Source organism: Streptomyces sp. B21-105, from assembly GCF_036898465.1.
In the GTDB taxonomy this organism is placed as follows: Bacteria; Actinomycetota; Actinomycetes; order Streptomycetales; family Streptomycetaceae; genus Streptomyces.
The window spans coordinates 2,370,773-2,390,332 of the sequence record NZ_JARUMJ010000001.1 but is presented as its reverse complement, the minus strand read 5'-3'; the positions used below and the strand labels follow the sequence as shown (position 1 = coordinate 2,390,332).

Genomic DNA, 19,560 nt, shown 5'->3' with positions numbered 1-19,560 from the left:
TCCTAGGTAGGTGACGGATGGCCGGCCACGGGAAGCGGCCGGTGTACGGGCCGGGTTCGCGCCCGGCCCACGGGGAGCGTCAGACGGTCTCCCGCAGCGTCAGACGGTCTCCCGCACGGCCCGGGCGACGATGCTCAGACCCTCGTCCAGCTCCTCCGGGGTGATGGTCAGCGCAGGCAGCAGCTTGACGACCTCGCTCTCCGGGCCGGACGTCTCGATCAGCAGCCCGAGTTCGAAGGCGCGCTGCGCGACCCGGCCGGCCCGCGCCTTCTCGTGGAACTCCAGGCCCCACACCAGACCGCGGCCCCGGTACTCCTTGACGTCGGCGAGGTTCTCCTCGGTGATCGAGATCAGGCCCTGCTCGACCTGCTCGCCGCGCGCCCGGGTCTGCTTCTCCATGGCCGACCCGTCCGCCCAGTACGTCTCGAGCGCGGCGGTGGCGGTGACGAAGGCCGGGTTGTTGCCGCGGAAGGTGCCGTTGTGCTCGCCCGGCTCCCACACGTCGAGCTCCGGCCGGAACAGGCAGAGCGACATGGGCAGTCCATAGCCGCTGATGGACTTGGACACCGTGACGATGTCCGGGACGATGCCGGCCTCCTCGAAGGAGAAGAAGGCCCCGGTGCGCCCGCATCCCATCTGGATGTCGTCGACGATCAGCAGCATGTCCTGGCGCTCGCACAGATCCTTGAGCGCCCGCAGCCACTCCGGACGCGCGGCGTTGATGCCGCCCTCGCCCTGCACGGTCTCGACGATCACGGCGGCGGGCTTGTTGAGGCCGGAGCCCTGGTCCTCGAGCAGCCGCTCGAACCAGAGGAAGTCCGGGACCTGGCCGTCGAAGTAGTTGTCGAACGGCATCGGCGTGCCGTGCACCAGGGGGACGCCTGCGCCGGCCCGCTTGAAGGCGTTGCCGGTCACCGCGAGCGACCCGAGGGACATGCCGTGGAAGGCGTTGGTGAAGGACACGATGGCCTCGCGGCCCTTGACCTTCCGCGCCAGCTTCAGCGCGGACTCCACGGCGTTGGTGCCGGTCGGGCCCGGGAACATGACCTTGTAGGGCAGGTCACGGGGGCGCAGCACCAGGTCCTGGAAGGTCTGCAGGAACGTCCGCTTGGCGACGGTCGACATGTCGAGCCCGTGCGCGACGCCGTCCCGCATCAGGTAGTCGATCAGCGCCCGTTTCAGCACGGGGTTGTTGTGGCCGTAGTTGAGCGATCCGGCGCCGGCGAAGAAGTCCAGGTACCGATGGCCGTCCTCGTCGTACATGCGGCTGCCCTGCGCGCGGTCGAAGACGACGGGCCAGCCACGGCAGTAGCTGCGCACCTCGGACTCGAGGGTCTCGAAGACGCTGAGGTCGGGCTGGGTGAGGGTCACGGCGAAAACACTCCTTGGTGTGGGGTCGGCAGGAGAGCGGTACGGGGGGCGGGGACGTGGGGGAGCGCGGGGGAGGCGGGGAGCGCGAGGGAGGCGGGGAGGGCGAGGGGGCGCGGACGGATCAGAAGGAGAGCGGGCCGATCCGGTACAGCACCTCGGGGTCGTGCGGGCCGTCGGGGAACAGTCCGGCGCCGAACAGCACCTCGCGGGTGACGGTCGCCCCGTGTCGTTCGGCGTACGAGGCGAACAGCCGCTCGGAGGCGGTGTTGCCCGGCGTGATGGTGGTCTCCACGGCGGTGAGCGGGCGCTCAGCGGCGATCCGCGCGGTCAGCCCGTCGAGCAGCGCCGCGGCGAGTCCGCGACCTCGGTGCGCGGCGTCGACGGCCACCTGCCAGACCAGCAGGGTGTGCGGGTCCTCCGGCCGTGTGTAGCCGGTGACGAACCCGACCGGCGCGCCGTCCTCCGCGCGCGCCACCGCCGAGGTGGCGGCGAAGTCGCGGCACCACAGCAGATAGCTGTAGGAGGAGTTCAGATCGAGCGTTCCGGATTCCTTGGCGAGACGCCAGAGGGCGGCTCCGTCAGCCACCGACGGGCGGTCGATACGCAGGTCTGCTTGTGCGGCAGTCATGCGGATGGAACTTACCGAGCGAAATTCGATTGCGCATGGAGAGGTCGTGGTGATTCCGTGATGCCTGGGAGACGGGAGTCCGCTTTGAATGCTTTCGCACCGCGCAAAAGGTACATATGGCCGAGCTTGTGCAATGCGTCACGCAGTTCCAGGACGCCCGGAAATCGCTGCGTTTGGACACCGGAAAACAGGGCAGAAGAACTCGGGAAAACTATCGCCGGAAAATCCCGCGAAAAACACCCGAAATAAATCCCCGAACCACCTTCTCGCTAAACTCCGGTAACTCCGTCGAGGCGCTCGCGGATAAGGTCGGCGTGGCCGTTGTGGCGGGCGTACTCCTCGATCATGTGGACGAGTACCCAGCGCAGGCTGACCTCGAGCCCGGCCATCGGCCCGTCCAGGATCCGGCCGGTGTCCTCCAGCGACCGCCCGGCGATCAGCTCGCGGCCGCGGGCGATCTCCCGCCGCCAGACCGTCAGCGCCTCGTCGAGCCCGCGGTCAGCGTCGAGTGAGTAGCCGGACCTCTCCTCGAAGACCGGCGGCACCTCGAGGCCGGCGAACGCCCGCTGGAACCAGTTGCGTTCGACCTCGGCGAGGTGCTGCACCAGACCGAGGAGGGTGAGCGATGACGGCTCGGCGGACGCCGTCCGCACCTGTCCGTCGTCGAGGCCGGCGCATTTCAGCTCCAGGGTGGCCCGGTGGAACGCCAGCCAGCTCTCCAGCATGGGGAGTTCCTCGCCGGTCAGCAGCGGGACCGGACGACCGTCGGGAAGGGTCAGGTGCGCGTCGGTGGTCATGACGGCAGCATGCCACCGGTCTCCGACACCGACGGCAGGTTCCGGCCGCCGTCCGGGCCGCTTCGGCATTCCGCCCGGTTCTCGCCGTTCCCCCGGTTTCTCGCCGTCCGCCCGGTCGGTACCGGCGCTCCCTTCAGTTCCGGCCGGTCTCTGCGGCTCGGTGGGCCGCGTCCAGGTCGACGGGCAGGCCTTTCTCCGCCAGGGCCGCGCCCAGGGCGGCCAGGGATCCCCGCACAGCGGCCACGGTCGCGGCAGTGCCGTAGTGGTTGACCCGGATCATCTCGCCGGCCAGTGCGCCCCCGCCCGCGGCCAGCGGCAGCGCGGGGTCGATCGCCAGTGCCCGGGCCACCAGCTCCGACGCCGGCACGCCCGCCGGCGCCCGCAGCGTCGTGGCGACCGGCGCCGCCTCCGCCGCGTCGTGCACATACGGCTCGAGCCCGCCGCCCAGCGCCGCCGCGCCCGCCCGCGTCGCCGCCGCCGCGGACGCGTGCCGGGCCATGACCGTCTTCAGCCCCTCGGTCTCGATCCGCTCGACGCACGCCTCGAGGGCCAGCATCTCCAGCTGTGCCGGCGCGTGCGGCAAGGCTGTGCGGCCGCCGTCGATCCAGCGCTGCTTCCAGTCCAGCAGGGACAGGTAGGAGCGGCGCGGGGCCTGCGGGTTCGTGGACATCCGCGCCCACGCCCGCTCGCTCACCGAGACCGCCGACACGCCCGCCGGGCCGCCCATCGCCTTCTGTGCGCCGATCACGCACAGGTCCACGCCCCACGCGTCCGGCAGCACCGGCTCCGCGCCAATCGAGGCGACCGCGTCCAGGTAGAACAGCGCGCCGTGCTCCCGCACCACCTCGCCGACGGCCGCGACCGGGTTGGTGTTGCCGGTCGCGGCCTCCGCGTGCACCAGCGAAACGAAGTCGATCTCCGGGTGCTCGGCGAACGCCTCGCGGACCTGTGCCGCCGTCACCGCGGTGTGGAAGGGGACCGCCAGGTCGATCACGGTCGCGCCGCAGTCCCGCAGCCAGTCGCCGAAGGTCTGCCCGTACGGGCCGGTGATCACGTTGAGGGCGGTGGTGCCCGGACCCGCTGCGCCCCGGATCGCCCCCTCCAGGGGCAGCAGCGCCTCACCCTGCATGATCACGACGTCCTGCCGGGTGTCCAGCAGCCGGGCCACCCGGTCCTCGATCGAGGCGAATTGTGCGGCGCTCAGCGGTGCGAGGTCCAGGAACGGGTGTGTCACAACGGTGCTCTCTTCGCTGACGGGGTAGAGGTGACGAGAGTAACCGGGGGCGTCCCCACCTCCCTGCTGGCTACTTCGTAGGTATAACGGCCCTGTAACCATCGGTTTGTTTTGAGAGCCTCAAACTTATCCTTATAATCGGAACCCAAAGTTCTCTTACAGGAAGGCCCGCCGTGAACACCCTCTCCGGGCGCCGGACCCGCATCCTGGCCGCTGCCACCGCGACGGCCGGGCTCGTGCTCGTGGCCGCCTGCACGTCGAGCGACGACGGCGGCAGCGGCTCCAAGACCGCCGCCGGCGGGGTCGAGCTCGTCAAGGCGGGCCAGCTCACCACCTGCACCCACCTGCCCTACCCGCCCTTCCAGTCGGAGATCGACGGCAAGGTGCAGGGCTTCGACGTGTCCCTGATCGACCTGGTCGCCAAGAACCTCGGCGTGAAGCAGGCGATCGTCGACACGCCCTTCGAGAACTTCAAGACCGGCGCCTTCCTCAACTCCGGCCAGTGCGACCTCGCCGCGGCCGGCATGACCATCACCGACGAGCGCAAGAAGAACGTCGACTTCTCCGACCCCTACTTCGAGGCCACCCAGGCCGTCCTGGTCGACAAGGACGCCGGCGTCTCCTCGCTCGCCGACGTGAAGGCCAAGGGCGTCAAGCTGGGTGCGCAGGCGCAGACCACCGGCGAGGACTACGCCGAGAAGCAGGGCTTCGACGCGGTCTCCTTCGAGTCCTCCGACGCCGTCCTCAACGGGCTGCGCACCGGACAGGTCAAGGCCGTCATCATCGACTACCCGGTGGTCCAGGGCTGGCTGAAGGACAAGGCCAACGCCGACGCCTTCAAGGTCGTCGACAACCTCAACACCGGTGAGCAGTACGGCTTCACCGTGAAGAAGGGCAACACGAAGCTGGCCGCCGCGATCGACAAGGCGCTGGCGGACGCGAAGGCCGACGGCACGTACAAGACGCTGTACGAGAAGTGGATCGGCCCGTACGACGCGTCCGCGGCCTCCCCGTCGGCGTCATGACGGCCGCGGACGTACCGCTCCAGCCGAAGAAGAGGGGACTGACCCGGCGGCAGAAGCGCCGGCTGTCGCGCGGCGCGCAGTACGCCGTGTTCGTCGCCGCCGTCATCGTCTTCGCGGTGACCGCCGACTGGGGTCGGCTGAAGAACCAGTTCGCCCAGTGGGACATCGCGAAGGAGATGTTCCCGGACGTCATCACGCTGGCGCTGAAGAACACCGTCCTGTACACCCTGTCCGGCTTCCTGCTGGGGCTGGTGCTCGGCCTGGTCATCGCGCTGATGCGACTGTCCTCGGTCGGCCCGTACCGCTGGGTGGCCGGCGTGTACATCGAGATCTTCCGCGGTCTGCCCGCCCTGCTGATCTTCGTCTTCATCGGCGTGGCCGTGCCGCTGGCCTTCCCCGGCACGGAGATCGTCGGCGGCACCTACGGCAAGGCGGCGCTCGCGCTCGGCCTGGTGGGTGCCGCGTACATGGCGGAGACGTTCCGCGCGGGCATCCAGGCGGTGCCCAAGGGGCAGATGGAAGCGGCGCGCTCGCTGGGCTTCTCACCGGCCCGCGCGATGACCTCCATCGTCATCCCGCAGGCGTTCCGGATCATCCTGCCGCCGCTCACCAACGAACTGATCATCCTCTTCAAGGACTCCTCCCTGGTCCTGCTCCTCGGCGTGACCCTTCAGGAGCGCGAACTGTCCAAGTTCGGCCGGGACCTGGCCAGCGACACCGCCAACTCCACGCCGATCCTGGTCGCCGGCCTGTGCTACCTGCTGGTGACCGTCCCGCTCGGCTTCGTCGTGCGCCGCATGGAGGCCAAGGCCCAGGAGGCCGTGAAATGAGCCGACCCGAGATCGAAGTGCGCGGCCTGCACAAGGCGTTCGGCGACAACGAGGTGCTGCGCGGCATCGACCTGGAGATCGGCCGGGGCGAGGTCGTCTGCGTGATCGGTCCCTCCGGCTCGGGCAAGTCGACGCTGCTGCGCTGCGTGAACCTGCTGGAGGAACCGACGAAGGGCCAGGTCTTCGTCGGCGGCACGGAGCTCACCGACCCCGACGTGGACATCGACGCCGTACGACGCCGTATCGGCATGGTCTTCCAGCAGTTCAACCTGTTCCCGCACCTGTCGGTGACCGAGAACCTGACCCTGCCGCAGCGCCGGGTGCTCGGCCGCGGCAAGGCAAAGGCCGCGGAGGTCGCCGCCCAGAACCTGGAGCGGGTGGGCCTGTCGGAGAAGGCGCACGCCTATCCCTCCTCCCTCTCCGGCGGCCAGCAGCAGCGTGTCGCGATCGCCCGGGCCCTGGCCATGGGCCCCGACGTGATGCTCTTCGACGAGCCGACGTCGGCGCTCGACCCGGAGCTGGTCGGGGACGTCCTCGCCGTCATGCGCATGCTGGCGAACGAGGGCATGACGATGATGGTCGTCACCCACGAGATGACCTTCGCCCGCGAGGTCGCCGACCGGGTCGTCTTCATGGACGGCGGAGTGATCGTCGAGGACGGCGCCCCCGCCCAGGTCATCGGCGCTCCACGGCACGAACGCACCCGCCACTTCCTCTCCCGCCTCCTCGACCCGGCGATGGCCGACGTGGAGGAGGAGACCTCCGACCAGGTGGGCAAGAGCACTGGCTAGGGTGCACGTATGAGCGATCAGCCGGTGCCGGTGCTGCACGTGAAGGGCAGGGTCCTGGCCGGACCCGACGACGTCCGCGACGAGCTGTGGGTCGTCGGCGGCCGGATCTCCTACGACCGCCCGGCCGGGGCCCGTGAGGTCCTCACCGTCGAGGGCTGGGCGCTGCCCGGTCTCGTCGACGCGCACTGCCACGTGGGCCTCGGCGCGCACGGCCCGGTCGAGCCGGACGTCGCGGAGAAGCAGGCGCTGACGGACCGCGACGCCGGCGCCCTGCTGCTGAGGGACGCCGGCTCGCCCTCGGACACCCGCTGGGTCGACGACCGCGACGACCTCCCGAAGATCATCCGGGCCGGCCGGCACATCGCCCGCACCCGCCGCTACCTGCGCGGCTACGCGCACGAGATCGAGCCCGACGACCTCGTCGCGTACGTCGCCCGGGAGGCCCGGCGCGGCGACGGCTGGGTCAAGCTGGTCGGCGACTGGATCGACCGCGACGCCGGCGACCTGGCCCCCAGCTGGCCGCGGGAGGCGGCCGAGGCGGCCATCGCCGAGGCCCACCGGCTGGGCGCACGCGTCACCGCGCACTGCTTCGCCGAGAACTCGCTGCGCGACCTGGTCGAGTCCGGCATCGACTGCGTCGAACACGCCACGGGCCTGACAAACGATCTCGTCCCGCTGTTCGCCGAGCGGGGTGTGGCGATCGTCCCGACCCTGGTCAACATCGCCACGTTCCCGGAGCTCGCCGCCGGTGGGGAGGCCAAGTTCCCGCGCTGGTCGGCCCACATCCGCAGGCTGCACGCACGCCGGTACGACACCGTCCGCTCCGCCTACGACGCCGGCATCCCGGTCTTCGTCGGCACGGACGCCGGCGGTTCGCTGCCGCACGGTCTGGTGGCGGCGGAGGTCGCGGAGCTGGTGACGGCGGGCATCCCCCCGCTGCAGGCGCTCTCGGCGGCGACCTGGGGCGCACGCGCCTGGCTCGGACGCCCCGGCCTGGACGAGGGCGCGTCGGCGGACCTGGTGGTGTACGAGACGGACCCGCGCGCGGACGTGCGCGTGCTGGCGGCGCCCCGCAGGACCGTGCTGAACGGAAAGATCGTGGGTTGAGGCGGTCCGAGCCATGGGCCGGGGCGGTCCGAGCCGTGGGCCGGTCGCGCGGCTCCCTCGCGTCCCGAACCTCGCGCTCGCCCAGCTCGCGTGGGTCTCGCGCGCCCGCCCCTCGCGTTCCTCAGTCGCGCGTCAGCGCCAGTGCCTGGTCCAGAGCCTGGAGGAAACGGTTCACCGTCGCCCGGTCCCGTACCGCCAGCCGCAGCCATTCCTCGTCCAGCCCCGGAAAGGTGTCCCCGCGCCGGACCGCGAACCCCAGGACGCGCAGCTGCCGGCGGACGGCGGCCGCTCGCGGCAGCCGGACGAGCACGAAGGGGCCCTGGGCCGGCCCCGCGACCCGCAGCCCGTCCGAGGCGAACTCCTCGAGGCCGGCGACGAGATGGGCCCGGTCCGCGGCGATGCGGTGCGCCGCGTGCCCGGCCTCCGCCAGCGCCTGCGGTTCCACGCACGCCTGTGCGGCGGCCAGCGCCGGCGTGGACACCGGCCACAGCGGCTGTGCCCGCTCCAGCTCGGCGATCGTCTCCGGCGCGGCGAGGACGTACCCGATCCGCAGCCCCGCGAGTCCCCAGGTCTTGGTCAGGCTGCGCAGCACCACCAGACCGGGCACGTCCGTCCGGCCGGCGAGGGCCTCCCGCTCGCCGGGCACCGCGTCCATGAACGCCTCGTCGACCACCAGCGTCCGCCCGGCCCGCGCCAGCCGCCGGACCGTGTCCGCGGGGTGCAGCACCGACGTGGGGTTCGTCGGATTGCCGATCACCACCAGGTCGGCGTCGTCGGGAACGGCCGCGGGATCCAGCCGGAAGCCGTCCCGCGCGCGCAGCAGCACCCGGCCCACCTGGTGCCCGGCGTCGCGCAGCGCCGCCTCAGGCTCGGTGAACTGCGGATGCACCACCACCGGCCGCCGCACCCGCAGGGCCCGCGCCAGCAGCACGAACGCCTCCGCCGCGCCCGCCGTCAACAGCACCCGCTCCACGGGCAGCCCGTGCCGCGCCGCGACGGCCGCCCGTGCGGCCCGCCCGTCCGGATAGGCCGCGAGGCCGCCCAGGGACGCGGCGACGCGCTCGAGCAGCCAGCGCGGAGGCGTGTCCGCGCGGACGTTCACGGCGAGATCGACCAGGTCCGAGCCGTCGTCCCGGACCTCGGAATCCCCGTGATGGCGAAGGTCGTGCCAGCCGTCGAGAGCGCCGGCGACGCGGCCGTCGGCGTACTCGTCGGCTTGTCCGTCAGTGTGCATGGGACTGCGTGTTTCCATGTCCGTAAAGGTGATGCCCGGGTGGGTGATGTCTGTGTGGGTGATGTCCGCGTGAGGGGTTTCCGTGCGGGTCGCGAGCGGCGCGGCGACGTCGTCGTCCGGCGGCGCGAGGGCGGATCCGGCGGGCGTGCCGGACACCCCGGGAAGGTCCGGCCGGCGGGCGACGGCGCAGGTCGCCCTCGCCGGCGTCCCGGCCGACCTGCGCTTGGGCACCACGAGCTCGCCGCCGCCGATCAGCGCGGCCGCCTCCGCCACCGACGGCGTGCCCAGGGCCGCGGACGGCGCGTAGGACGGGTGGGGCACCGAGACCCCCGCCAACTCCCGCGCGGAGTACGTCACCACGGGCACGCCGAGTCGCCGGGCGACCTCGACGAGGCCCGGTTCGCCGGCCCTGACGTCGACGGTGGCGAGCTCGACGACGTCCCGCAGGGACCGCCCCGCCTCCCGCAACGCGGTCTCCACGAGCCCGAACACCTCGTCGGCCGGCACGCCCCTGGACGCGCCGACCCCGACGACGAGGCACGCCACGACGGCGTCGCCGACCCTGGTCGCGTGCCCCGGGCCGGTGGCGGCGTCGGTCATGGCGGCACGTCCTCTCACCTCGTTTTGTGCGGTTTCAATGATTTCGTCAGGGATTTTCGTCGTCAGGTCGCGGCGCGGATGTGCGCGATGAGGGGTCGATCGGATAGCAAGGGCCCATGGCGGTCTTCGTCGCGCTCGGCGCGTTCCTCATGACGCTGGCCGGCGGCTGGACGGCACAGCGCGTGACCGACCGCCGCCACCTCGTGCTGGGCCTGGCCGGCGGCCTGATGCTGGGCGTGGTCGGCCTCGACCTGCTGCCGGAGGCGCTGGAAGCGGCCGGCACCGAGGTCTTCGGCGTCCCGGCCGCGCTGCTGCTCTTCGTGGCCGGGTTCCTGCTGGCCCATCTGGTGGAACGGCTGCTCGCGGCCCGGCAGGCGGCGCACGGCGCGGAGGAGACGGCCCTGCGCGCGCCCGAGGTGGGTCTCACGGCCGCCGCCGCGATGGTCGGCCACAGTGCGATGGACGGCGTGGCGATCGGCGCGGCCTTCCAGGTGGACGGCGGCATGGGGGCCGCCGTGGCGCTCGCGGTCATCGCCCACGACTTCGCGGACGGCTTCAACACCTACACGATCACCAGCCTGTACGGGAACGCCCGCCGCAAGGCCCAGGCCATGCTGGTGGCGGACGCGGCGGCCCCCGTCGTGGGCGCGGCCTCGACGTCCTTCGTCTCCATCCCGGAGCAGGTGCTCGGCGGCTATCTCGGGTTCTTCGGCGGCGCGCTGCTGTATCTGGCGGCCGCCGAGATCCTCCCCGAGGCCCACCACGAGCACCCGGCCCGCTCGACCGTGCTGTGCACGATCGCGGGCGCGGCCTTCATCTGGCTGGTGGTCGGCCTGGCGTCCTGAATGCCTGCGAACGGCCCCCCAGCCCCAGGCGCGCACCGAAAAGCTCCCGCTCACGCCCCCCGACCCCGACTCCGCCACGGCCTGCGGCCCCGCCTTCCGCACGGCCTGTGACCCCGGCTCCAGGACAGCCTCCGGCGCCGGCTCTACGGCCCGCGCGGCCGGCCCGACGCTCATGACGTCCGGCACCTCTCCACGAACCGGCGGACCACGCCCGGCTCGGACGCCCAGTGCGTGTGCAGATAGCTCGCGTGCACGCCCCGCTCCACGAACCCCTCGAGACGCCGCTGCGGGGTCCGCAGCCCCCACGCGGGGGTCGCGCCCGCGCCGGGCTCCACGACGGTCCGGTGGAACTCGTGGCCCCGCATCCTGGTCCCGGCCACGGCCAGCGCGCTGTCGCTCACCGCCACCGCGTCCCGGTACCCGAGCGTGAGCCGTCCGCTCATCCGCGCGCTCGCGTCGAGCACCCCGCACATGGGCTGCCCGTCCAGCTCGCGGCACAGGTAGAGCAGCCCGGCGCACTCGGCGGCGACAGGTGCCCCCTGGTCCACCAGGGCCGCCACCGACTTGCGCAGGGGCTCGTTCGCGGACAGCTCGGCCGCGTACACCTCGGGGAACCCGCCCCCGACGACCAGCCCGGCGGTTCCGTCGGGCAGTCCCTCGTCCCGCAGCGGATCGAAGGGGACGACGTCGGCGCCGGCGGCGGTGAGCAGCTCGGCGTGCTCGGCGTAGGAGAAGGTGAAGGCGGAGCCGCCGGCGACGGCGACCACCGGCCGGCCCGTGCCGCCCGCGGCGGGCCGCAGCCCGCCGGCGTCGGACCGCGGAGCCCGGACGTCGAGAGCCGGCGTGCCGAGAGCCGGCGTGCCGAGGGCCGGCGTGCCGAGGGCGGGTGCGGGCACGGCGGCCCGCAGGGCCTCGGCCGCGTCCCACGGCGCGCAGGACAGGTCTCCCGCGCCGCGCGCCAGCGCGAGCAGCGCCTCGAGGTCGCACCCCCGCGCCACCTGCGCCGCCATCGCCGCGACGGAGTCCACCGCATCGGCCCGCCGTTCGGCGACCGGCACCAGCCCGAGGTGCCGGGACGGCGTGTCCACCCGCGCCGCCCGCCGCACCACGCCCAGCACCGGCGTCCCGGCCGACTCCAGCGCGTCCCGCAGCAGCTCCTCGTGCCGGTCCGAGGCGACCTTGTTGAGGATCACGCCCCCGACCCGCACCTCCGGGTCCCAGGAAATGAACCCGTGCACCAGCGCCGCCACCGACCGGGACTGCGACGAGGCGTCCACCACGAGCACCACCGGCGCCCGCAGCAGCTTCGCCACCTGGGCGGTGGAGGCCAGTTCGCCCTCTCCCGCGGCCCCGTCGTACATCCCCATCACGCCCTCGACGATCGCCAGGTCGCAGCCGCGCGCACCGTGCGCGAACAGCGGGCCCACCAGCTCCGGCCCGCACAGGTACGCGTCGAGGTTGCGGCCCACCCGCCCGGTCGCGAGCGAGTGGTACCCGGGGTCGATGTAGTCCGGCCCGACCTTGTGCGGGGACACGGCGAGCCCGCGCGCGGCGAACGCGGCCATCAGCCCCGTCGCGACGGTGGTCTTGCCGCTGCCCGAGGAGGGCGCGGCGATGACGAGCCGGGGTACGGAGGACGAGGCCGAAGGCGCCGGGGTCGGGGGCGCGGACGGCGTCGCGGCGGGGGGCGTCAGCACGGCGTCACCACTCGATGCCCCTCTGCCCCTTCTGCCCCGCGTCCATCGGATGCTTGACCTTGGACATGTCGGTGACCAGGTCGGCGAAGTCCACGAGCTTCTCGGGCGCGTTGCGTCCGGTGATGACGACGTGCTGCGTCCCGGGCCTGTCCCGCAGCACCGAGATCACCTCGTCGACGTCGATCCACCCCCAGTGCAGCGGGTAGGCGAACTCGTCGAGCACATACAGCTTGTACGCCTCGGCGGCGAGGTCCCGCTTGACCTGCTCCCAGCCCTCGCGGGCCTTCTCCTCGTTGTCGAGCTGCTCGTCGCGCTGCACCCACGACCAGCCCTCACCCATCTTGTGCCAGTCGACGGAGCCGCCCTCGCCGGACGCCCCCAGCACCCGCAGCGCGTTCTCCTCGCCGACCTTCCACTTCGCCGACTTGACGAACTGGAACACCCCGATCGGCCACCCCTGGTTCCAGGCTCGCAGCGCGAGCCCGAAGGCGGCGGTCGACTTCCCCTTGCCGATGCCCGTGTGCACCATGACGAGCGCCCGGTTGCGGCGCTGACGCGTCGTCAGTCCGTCGTCCGGCACGACACTCGGCTGTCCCTGCGGCATTAAGCGGCCCTCCTCGAAGTCCCCTGCACGTTCTTCACCAGTCCCGCGATGGAGTCCGCCCGCAGCTCGTCCAGCGTGACGGCGGTACCCCCCAGCTGTGCGGCCAGCTCCCCGGCGAGTCCGAGCCGTACCGGCCCGGACTCGCAGTCGACGACCACGCTCGCGACGCCCTCGGCGGCGAACAGCCGGGCGGCCCGGCCGGCCGTCGCGACCGGCTCGGGGCCCCCGGTGGCGCGTCCGTCCGTCACCACGACGACCAGGGCCCGCCGCGCCGGATCCCGCAGCCGCTCCACGCGCAGCACGTCGTGCGCCCGCAGCAGCCCGGCGGCCAGCGGCGTGCGGCCCCCGGTGGGCAGCGACTCCAGGCGTACGGCGGCGGCGTCCACCGACGAGGTGGGCGGCAGCGCGACGTCCGCGCCCGAGCCGCGGAACGTGACGAGCCCGACCTTGTCCCGCCGCTGGTACGCGTCGAGCAGCAGCGACAGCACCGCGCCCTTCACCGCGCCCATCCGCCGGCGGGCCGCCATCGACCCCGAGGCGTCCACGACGAACAGCACGAGGTTTCCCTCGCGCCCCTCCCGGACCGCCTGCCGCAGATCGTCGCGCCGCACCACCAGCCCCGGCCCGGACCGTCCCCGCACCCGCTGGTGCGGGGCGGCCGCGTGCACGGTCGCCGCCAGGTGCAGCTTGGTCAGGGCGCCCCGGGGGCGCCGCGCGCCCGTGGTCCTGCCGTGCTCGGTGCGCGCCCGCGAGCGCCGTCCGGCGGCGCCCTCGCCGATGCCGGGCACGCTCAGCGTCTTCGTGCGGAACGGCTCGGCGGCCCGCACGGGGGACTGCTCCCCGGCCCCCGGGCCGGCCGGCCGGGGCGCGGCGCCGTCGCCCTGCGGCGGCACGGTGGCGTCACCGCCACCGCCACCGGCCCCGGCCCCGTCCCCGGACTGCGGCGGCAGGCCGCCCCCACCGTCGGGACCGCCGTCGGGACCACCGTCCTCGGGACCGCCGTCGGGACCGCCCTCGGGGCCCTGCGGGCCGGGGTCCTCGTCGTCCGAGCCGCCGAACTCCTCCAGCGTCTCGTCGAGTTTGTCCTCGTCGAGTCCGGGCGCGTCGAAGGGGTTGCGCCGCCTGCGGTGCGGCAGCGCGAGGAGCGCGGCCTGCCGTACGTCCTCCGCGAGCACGTCGGTCCGTCCGGCCCAGGCGGCCAGCGCGGTGGCCGTGCGCGCCATGACGATGTCGGCCCGCATGCCGTCCACCTCGAACGCGGCGCAGGTCGCCGCGATCTGCCGCAGCGCCGCGTCGCCCAGCCGCACCGACGGCAGCAGCTCCCGCGCGGCTGCGATCCGGGCGCGGACGGCGGCCTCCTCGTCCGCCCAGCGCGCGGCGAACGCCTCGGGGTCGTCGTCGTGCGCGAGGCGCCGCCGCACCACCTCCACCCGCTGGTCGGGCTCGCGCGAGGCGGCCACCTCCACCGTCAGCCCGAACCGGTCGAGCAACTGCGGCCGCAGCTCGCCCTCCTCGGGGTTCATGGTGCCGACGAGCAGGAACCGGGCCGCGTGCCGTACGGAGACCCCCTCGCGCTCGACGTACGAGGCGCCCATCGCGGCCGCGTCCAGCAGCAGGTCGACCAGGTGGTCGTGGAGGAGATTGACCTCGTCGACGTAGAGGATGCCCCGGTGCGCGTCGGCGAGGAGCCCCGGCTCGAAGGCCTTCACGCCCTCCGCCAGCGCCCGTTCGATGTCCAGCGCGCCCACCAGCCGGTCCTCGGAGGCGCCGACCGGCAGCTCCACCATCCGCGCCGGCCGCGTCTCGGACGCCCCCGGCTCGTGCGGTCCGTCCGGGCAGGCCGGGTCGGGCGATGCCGGGTCGCAGGAGAACCGGCAGCCGGTCACCGCGTCCAGCGCCGGCATGAGCGCCGACAGCGCCCGTACGGCCGTCGACTTGGCGGTGCCCTTCTCGCCGCGCACCAGCACACCGCCCACCGCCGGCGACACGGCGTTCAGCAGCAGCGCGAGCCGCAGGTCGTCCTGGCCGACGACGGCCGTGAACGGGAAAGGAGTACTCACTTCTCGTTGCCTTCCAACTCGCCCTCCGGCCCGGGACGGACGTCCCACAGCCGTTCGGTGGTGCCCCGCCGCGGCCACCGGCCGGACTTCCCCGTGCGCAGGACACCGGCGGCCGACGACGACAGCGCCGGCGACGGCCCGGCGCTCACGCGGCCTTTCGTACGAGTGCTCACGCGGGTGCTCCCGGGGGAACGAACGGCAGCCCGCGCGGCGCGCCCGACTCGATCAGCCGCCAGAGCGCGTCGGTGTCCGCGTGCTCTTCGATCAGGTCGCCGAGCCGGTCCAGCTGCTCCTCGCGCAACGCGCCGAACGAGGTGTCCGGGGCGGGCACGAAACGCCGGCCCGCCGCTGCGGCCACCTCCCGCAGGAAGGCCCGCCGGAACCCGTCCGACTCCAGCGAGCCGTGCCAGTGCGTGCCCCAGACCTGCCCGATCCGGCAGCCGTCCAGGGGGTTTCCGCGGTCGTCGCGCAGGAACGCCTCCCCACCGTCCACGGTGGCCACCCCGTGATGGATCTCGTACCCCTCGACGGACTCGCCGAGGGCTTCGCCCACCGGGCGGGTCAGGGTCTTCGCCGGGGCGAACCGCACCCGCACGGGCAGCAGTCCGAGCCCCTCGACCCGGCCGAGCCGGCTCTCCACCTCGTCCTCGATCCGCTCGCCGAGGATCTGGTAACCCCCGCAGACGCCGAGGACGGGCCGCTGCTCGGCGGCCCGGCGCACCAGCGCGTCGGCCAGCCCGCGCTCGCGCAGCCACTCCAGTGCCCGCACGGTGCCCCGGGTCCCCGGTACGACGACCAGGTCGGCGTCGGCCAGCTCCTCGGGCCGGTCGACGAACCGCACGACGACGCCGGGCTCGGCGGCCAGCGCGTCCACGTCGGTGAAGTTGGACATCAGCGGGACCGCGCAGACGGCGACCCGCAGCACGTCCTCGCCGACCGGCGGAGCGGTGTTCGACTCCCGCACGGTCCCCCGCAGCGACACCCTCAGCCCGTCCTCCTCGTCGATCCCCAGCCCGTGCCGGAACGGCAGCACCCCGTACGTCCGCCGCCCGGTGAGCCCGTGCAGCATGTCCAGGCCCGGCTCCAGCAGGGAGACGTCCCCGCGGAACTTGTTGACCAGGAACCCGGCGACCAGTTCCTGGTCCTCGGGCGACAGCAGGGCGACCGTGCCGAAGAACGACGCGAAGACCCCGCCCCGGTCGATGTCGCCGACGACGAGCACGGGCAGCCGCGCGCTCCGCGCGATCCCCATGTTCACGATGTCGGTCCGCCGCAGGTTGATCTCGGCGGGACTGCCCGCCCCCTCACAGATCACCGCGTCATACGTGCCCCGCAACTCGGCGAGACAGTCGAGAACGGTGCCGAGAAGTCTCTGCTGGCGCCCACCGTGATAGCCACGGGCGCTCATCTCGCCCACCGGCCTGCCCAGCAGCACGACCTGGCTGCTGCGCTCCCCGCCCGGCTTGAGCAGCACCGGGTTCATCAGCGCGGTCGGCTCCACCCGGCAGGCCTGCGCCTGCATGGCCTGCGCCCGCCCGATCTCGGCGCCCTCCCGCGTCACGAAGGAGTTGAGGGACATGTTCTGCGCCTTGAACGGCGCGACCTTGACGCCCTGTCGCACCAGCCACCGGCAGATCCCGGCGGTGACGACGCTCTTGCCGGCGTCGGAGGTCGTGCCGGCGACGAGGAGCCCCCCGCTCATGACTGACGTCCCTTCGCGACGAGGCGCGCGGCGACGGTGACGCCGAGCGCGAGCAGACCGACGCGGCGGGAGAGCCGCGCGGCGCGTTCGATGTCGGGCACGGCGACGGCCCGTCCGGCCGCCCCGTTGAGCACCGGCCGGTGTTCGACCCGGCCGCCGTACGCCAGGGTCCCGCCCAGCCGCACGCCGAGGGCGCCCGCGAAGGAAGCCTCCACGGGGCCCGCGTTGGGGCTCGGGTGCTTGCGGGCGTCGGCGCGCCAGGCCCGCAGCGCGCCGCGCGGATCGTCGCCCGCGGCGGCGGCCAGCACGGCGGTCAGCCGCGCCCCGGGCCACCCGGCGAGGTCGTCGAGCCGGGCGGCGGCCCAGCCGAAGCGCAGATACCGCGGCGAGCGGTGACCGACCATCGCGTCCAGGGTGTTGACGGCCCGGAACCCGGCCAGTCCCGGCACACCGCCCACGGCGCCCCACACCAGCGCCCCGACGACGGCGTCGGAGGTGTTCTCGGCGACGGACTCCACGACGGCCCGGGCGATCCCGTCGGCGTCCAGCGCCTGCGGATCCCGCCCGCACAGATGCGGCAGCCGTTCCCGGGCCGCCTCGACGTCCCCCGCCTCCAGGGCCCGCCCGATCGCTCGGGACTCGCGCACGAGCGAACTGCCCCCGACGACGGCCCAGGTGGCGGCGGCGGTCAGGGCGACGGAGGCGGCGGGAGAGCGGCGCGCGCCCCGCGAGGCGACGGCCCCCAGGGCCACGGCGCCGCCCGCGCACACGGCGGTGTGCAGGGCGCCCCACCCCCGGTGGTCCCGCCACAGCAGCCGTTCGACGGCGCCCGCGGCCCGCCCGAACACGGCGACCGGGTGCCCGCGGCGGGGATCGCCGAGGAGCAGGTCGCCGAGCAGGCCGGCGGCGGCGCCGTACGCGTGGACGCGCTCGGCACCCATCGGGTCAGCCGGTGGTGGGGGCGGGGGTCGGCTCGGTGGTGACGCTCGGTCGGCAGCCGCACATGGCAGAGGTCCTCACTCAGGGTGTCCGCGCCCTGGTTCGACGAGACCGGCGGCGAGAGTTCCTGGCTCCCGGGGGTCTGCTCCCCGGTGACAGTGGCGGGACCGCGCCGGACTCGCACCGGCTTCCTCTTCTGCCGCCGTAATGGCCCGGGCAGTCCACCACGGGCCCGGAAGAGTCGTCAACTTGCTGTTGACCTGCGCGGGGAGGATGTGCAGAACCCCACACGGCGGGGCCGGCGGGGTTCACGAACGGGGTGCGGAGAGCGGGTACGGGAACGGGGTGCGCGGACGAGCACAGGAACGGGAACAGGAACGGGAACAGGAACGGGGTGCGGGACGACGATCCGTCCCGCACCCCTGAGGTCCACGTCCCGTCGGCCCACGTCCCGTCGGCCCACGTCCCGTCGGACGACGGCGCGTCAGACCACGATCAGCGAGATGCCGTAGGCCACGGCTGCCGCGCAGGCGGCGAAGCACGCGTACGCGCCCGTCACCGCGAGGGCGGCCGAGCCGCCCTCGGCCGCCGCGCGTTCCCTGCGCGACAGGCCCATGACGCCGAGGGTGAACAGGGTGACGAGGCCCACGGTGACCACGAGGCTGACGCCGAACACGGAGCCCAGGGCTGCCCAGTCGATCTTCATGGCGGTTCTCTTCCTTCGTTCCGGTGGCGCGGGCTCAGACGGCCGCGGCAGGGGGAGCGGCAGGGGCGGGCGGCGCGGCCGACGCGGGCGGCGCCGGGATGGTGGCCGTCAGGTCCGTCGTGACGTCCGCGGCCGGCGTGCCCGTGGGCGGCGGGGCGACCATGGCGATGGCCGTGGTGATCACTCCGGCCGGTTCCTCGGTCTCGTTGACGTTCGACGCGTCGACGACCTCACGCCGGGAGATCTTCCAGATGGCCGCGCTGGAGGCGATCAGGAAGACGGCGACCACGGCCGTGCCCCAGTCGCCGAGCCCGGTGACCGATTCGGCGAGCGCGCCCACCAGGGCGGCGGCCGGGAGCGTCAGACCCCAGGCGACGAACATGCGGGTCGCGGTCGACCACCGGACCACGCCGCCCTTGCGGCCCAGCCCCGCGCCCATCACCGCACCGGAGACCGAATGCGTGGTGGAGAGGGAGAAGCCGAGGTGGGACGAGGCCAGGATGACCGTCGCGGCACTGGTCTGGGCGGCGAAGCCCTGCTGCGGCTGGAGGTCGGTCAGCCCCTTGCCCATCGTGCGGATGATGCGCCAGCCGCCGAGGTAGGTGCCGAGCGCGATGGCCAGACCGGCCGAGAGGATGACCCAGGTGGGCGGGTCGGAGTCGGGGGCCACGGCGCCGCCGGCGACCAGCGCGAGGGTGATGATGCCCATCGTCTTCTGGGCGTCGTTGGTGCCGTGGGCGAGAGAGACCAGGCCGGCCGAGGCGATCTGGCCCGCGCGGTAACCCTTGTCCGCGGCCTTGCCGTCGGCCTTGCGGCCCAGCGTGTAGGAGAGGCGGGTGGCGAGCATCGCCGCGACGCCCGCGACGATCGGGGCGGCGACCGCCGGCAGCAGCACCTTGGTGACGAGCACGTCGCCGTGCACCGCGCCCATGCCGGCCGAGGCGATGGTGGCGCCGATCAGACCGCCCATCAGGGCGTGCGAGGAGCTGGAGGGCAGACCCACCAGCCAGGTCAGCAGATTCCAGAGGATCGCGCCGACCAGGGCGGCGAAGATGACCTCGGGACGGATGCCGGTCTCGTCGACGAGACCCTTGGAGATCGTGTTGGCGACCTCCACCGAGAGGAAGGCTCCCACAAGGTTCAGCACGGCGGACATGGCCACCGCGACCTTGGGCTTGAGTGCACCGGTCGAGATGGTCGTGGCCATCGCGTTGGCGGTGTCGTGAAAACCGTTCGTGAAATCAAACGCAAGTGCGGTTACCACCACAATCGCGAGGATCAGCGAGAAGTTTTCCATTTACCCAGGCAATCGTTCGAAGTCATTGGCTGATTGACCGTAGGCAACCCGGGTGAACGGAAGATGAACTGTGGCGGGCGTCACGGTGTCCGG

18 protein-coding genes and 1 riboswitch are annotated in these 19,560 nt (G+C 73.2%); of the genes, 5 read left to right on the top strand and 13 right to left on the bottom strand.

Going from position 1 to position 19,560, the window contains the following annotated elements:
- Window positions 1-99: 99 nt before the first annotated feature.
- The 4 genes from ectB to QA802_RS10770 form a co-directional block, all read right to left on the bottom strand.
- Window positions 100-1,371, bottom strand: coding sequence for a diaminobutyrate--2-oxoglutarate transaminase (gene ectB, locus QA802_RS10785; RefSeq protein ID WP_334520535.1), 1,272 nt, complete (start codon window positions 1,369-1,371; stop codon window positions 100-102).
- A gap of 121 nt (window positions 1,372-1,492) precedes the next feature.
- Entirely contained in the window at window positions 1,493-1,999 is a 507-nt protein-coding gene (ectA, locus tag QA802_RS10780; protein WP_334520532.1) for a diaminobutyrate acetyltransferase, read from the bottom strand.
- 269 nt (window positions 2,000-2,268) lie between these two features.
- Window positions 2,269-2,796 (bottom strand): DinB family protein, encoded by a 528-nt coding sequence (locus QA802_RS10775; protein ID WP_334520529.1) that lies wholly within the window; start codon window positions 2,794-2,796, stop codon window positions 2,269-2,271.
- Window positions 2,797-2,929: 133 nt separating this feature from the next.
- Window positions 2,930-4,030, bottom strand: coding sequence for a pyridoxal-phosphate-dependent aminotransferase family protein (locus tag QA802_RS10770; RefSeq protein ID WP_334520526.1), 1,101 nt, complete (start codon window positions 4,028-4,030; stop codon window positions 2,930-2,932).
- A gap of 173 nt (window positions 4,031-4,203) precedes the next feature.
- Between QA802_RS10770 and QA802_RS10765 the strand changes: the two genes are divergently transcribed.
- Genes QA802_RS10765 through QA802_RS10750 form a run of 4 tightly spaced genes read left to right on the top strand, consistent with a single transcriptional unit; the run spans window position 4,204 to window position 7,783 of the window.
- Window positions 4,204-5,055: a transporter substrate-binding domain-containing protein gene (locus QA802_RS10765; protein ID WP_334520523.1), complete on the top strand. Its 852-nt coding sequence runs from the start codon at window positions 4,204-4,206 to the stop codon at window positions 5,053-5,055.
- Window positions 5,052-5,885 (top strand): amino acid ABC transporter permease, encoded by an 834-nt coding sequence (locus QA802_RS10760; protein ID WP_334520520.1) that lies wholly within the window; start codon window positions 5,052-5,054, stop codon window positions 5,883-5,885. The genes QA802_RS10765 and QA802_RS10760 overlap by 4 nt, the downstream gene beginning before the upstream one ends.
- Window positions 5,882-6,676, top strand: a complete 795-nt coding sequence (locus QA802_RS10755) for an amino acid ABC transporter ATP-binding protein (RefSeq protein ID WP_319169997.1) — start codon at window positions 5,882-5,884, stop codon at window positions 6,674-6,676. Before QA802_RS10760 ends, QA802_RS10755 begins: the two co-directional genes overlap by 4 nt.
- Window positions 6,677-6,685: 9 nt before the next feature.
- Window positions 6,686-7,783 (top strand): amidohydrolase family protein, encoded by a 1,098-nt coding sequence (locus QA802_RS10750; RefSeq protein WP_334520515.1) that lies wholly within the window; start codon window positions 6,686-6,688, stop codon window positions 7,781-7,783.
- Between the two features lie 121 nt (window positions 7,784-7,904).
- Here the strand turns inward: QA802_RS10750 and cobC are convergent, their stop codons facing one another.
- Entirely contained in the window at window positions 7,905-9,617 is a 1,713-nt protein-coding gene (gene cobC, locus QA802_RS10745) for an Rv2231c family histidinol phosphate aminotransferase CobC (RefSeq protein ID WP_334520513.1), read from the bottom strand.
- A gap of 116 nt (window positions 9,618-9,733) precedes the next feature.
- Here cobC and QA802_RS10740 point away from each other — a divergent pair, with 116 nt between their 5' ends.
- Window positions 9,734-10,462, top strand: coding sequence for a ZIP family metal transporter (locus QA802_RS10740; RefSeq protein ID WP_334520510.1), 729 nt, complete (start codon window positions 9,734-9,736; stop codon window positions 10,460-10,462).
- Between the two features lie 170 nt (window positions 10,463-10,632).
- Here the strand turns inward: QA802_RS10740 and QA802_RS10735 are convergent, their stop codons facing one another.
- The 8 genes from QA802_RS10735 to QA802_RS10700 all read right to left on the bottom strand — a co-directional run bounded on the left by QA802_RS10735 (window position 10,633) and on the right by QA802_RS10700 (window position 19,467).
- Window positions 10,633-12,159, bottom strand: a complete 1,527-nt coding sequence (locus QA802_RS10735; RefSeq protein WP_334520507.1) for a cobyrinic acid a,c-diamide synthase CobB — start codon at window positions 12,157-12,159, stop codon at window positions 10,633-10,635.
- A 4-nt stretch (window positions 12,160-12,163) separates the two neighbouring features.
- Window positions 12,164-12,763 (bottom strand): cob(I)yrinic acid a,c-diamide adenosyltransferase, encoded by a 600-nt coding sequence (gene cobO, locus QA802_RS10730; RefSeq protein WP_057581284.1) that lies wholly within the window; start codon window positions 12,761-12,763, stop codon window positions 12,164-12,166.
- Window positions 12,763-14,823, bottom strand: a complete 2,061-nt coding sequence (locus tag QA802_RS10725) for a putative cobaltochelatase (protein ID WP_334520504.1) — start codon at window positions 14,821-14,823, stop codon at window positions 12,763-12,765. Before QA802_RS10725 ends, cobO begins: the two co-directional genes overlap by 1 nt.
- Window positions 14,820-14,972: a hypothetical protein gene (locus QA802_RS10720; RefSeq protein ID WP_334520501.1), complete on the bottom strand. Its 153-nt coding sequence runs from the start codon at window positions 14,970-14,972 to the stop codon at window positions 14,820-14,822. Before QA802_RS10720 ends, QA802_RS10725 begins: the two co-directional genes overlap by 4 nt.
- Window positions 14,973-14,992: 20 nt before the next feature.
- Window positions 14,993-16,525 carry a cobyric acid synthase gene (locus QA802_RS10715; RefSeq protein ID WP_334520498.1) on the bottom strand — a complete coding sequence of 511 codons (1,533 nt, stop codon included), beginning with the start codon at window positions 16,523-16,525 and terminating at the stop codon, window positions 14,993-14,995.
- Window positions 16,522-17,466 (bottom strand): cobalamin biosynthesis protein, encoded by a 945-nt coding sequence (locus tag QA802_RS10710; RefSeq protein WP_334520495.1) that lies wholly within the window; start codon window positions 17,464-17,466, stop codon window positions 16,522-16,524. Before QA802_RS10710 ends, QA802_RS10715 begins: the two co-directional genes overlap by 4 nt.
- Window positions 17,467-17,566: 100 nt before the next feature.
- Window positions 17,567-17,705: riboswitch (cobalamin riboswitch) on the bottom strand.
- A gap of 243 nt (window positions 17,706-17,948) precedes the next feature.
- On the bottom strand, window positions 17,949-18,170 hold the full coding sequence (locus QA802_RS10705; RefSeq protein ID WP_319170005.1) for a hypothetical protein: 222 nt from the start codon (window positions 18,168-18,170) through the stop codon (window positions 17,949-17,951).
- A 34-nt stretch (window positions 18,171-18,204) separates the two neighbouring features.
- On the bottom strand, window positions 18,205-19,467 hold the full coding sequence (locus tag QA802_RS10700) for an inorganic phosphate transporter (protein WP_334520489.1): 1,263 nt from the start codon (window positions 19,465-19,467) through the stop codon (window positions 18,205-18,207).
- Between the last annotated feature and the right edge of the window lie 93 nt (window positions 19,468-19,560).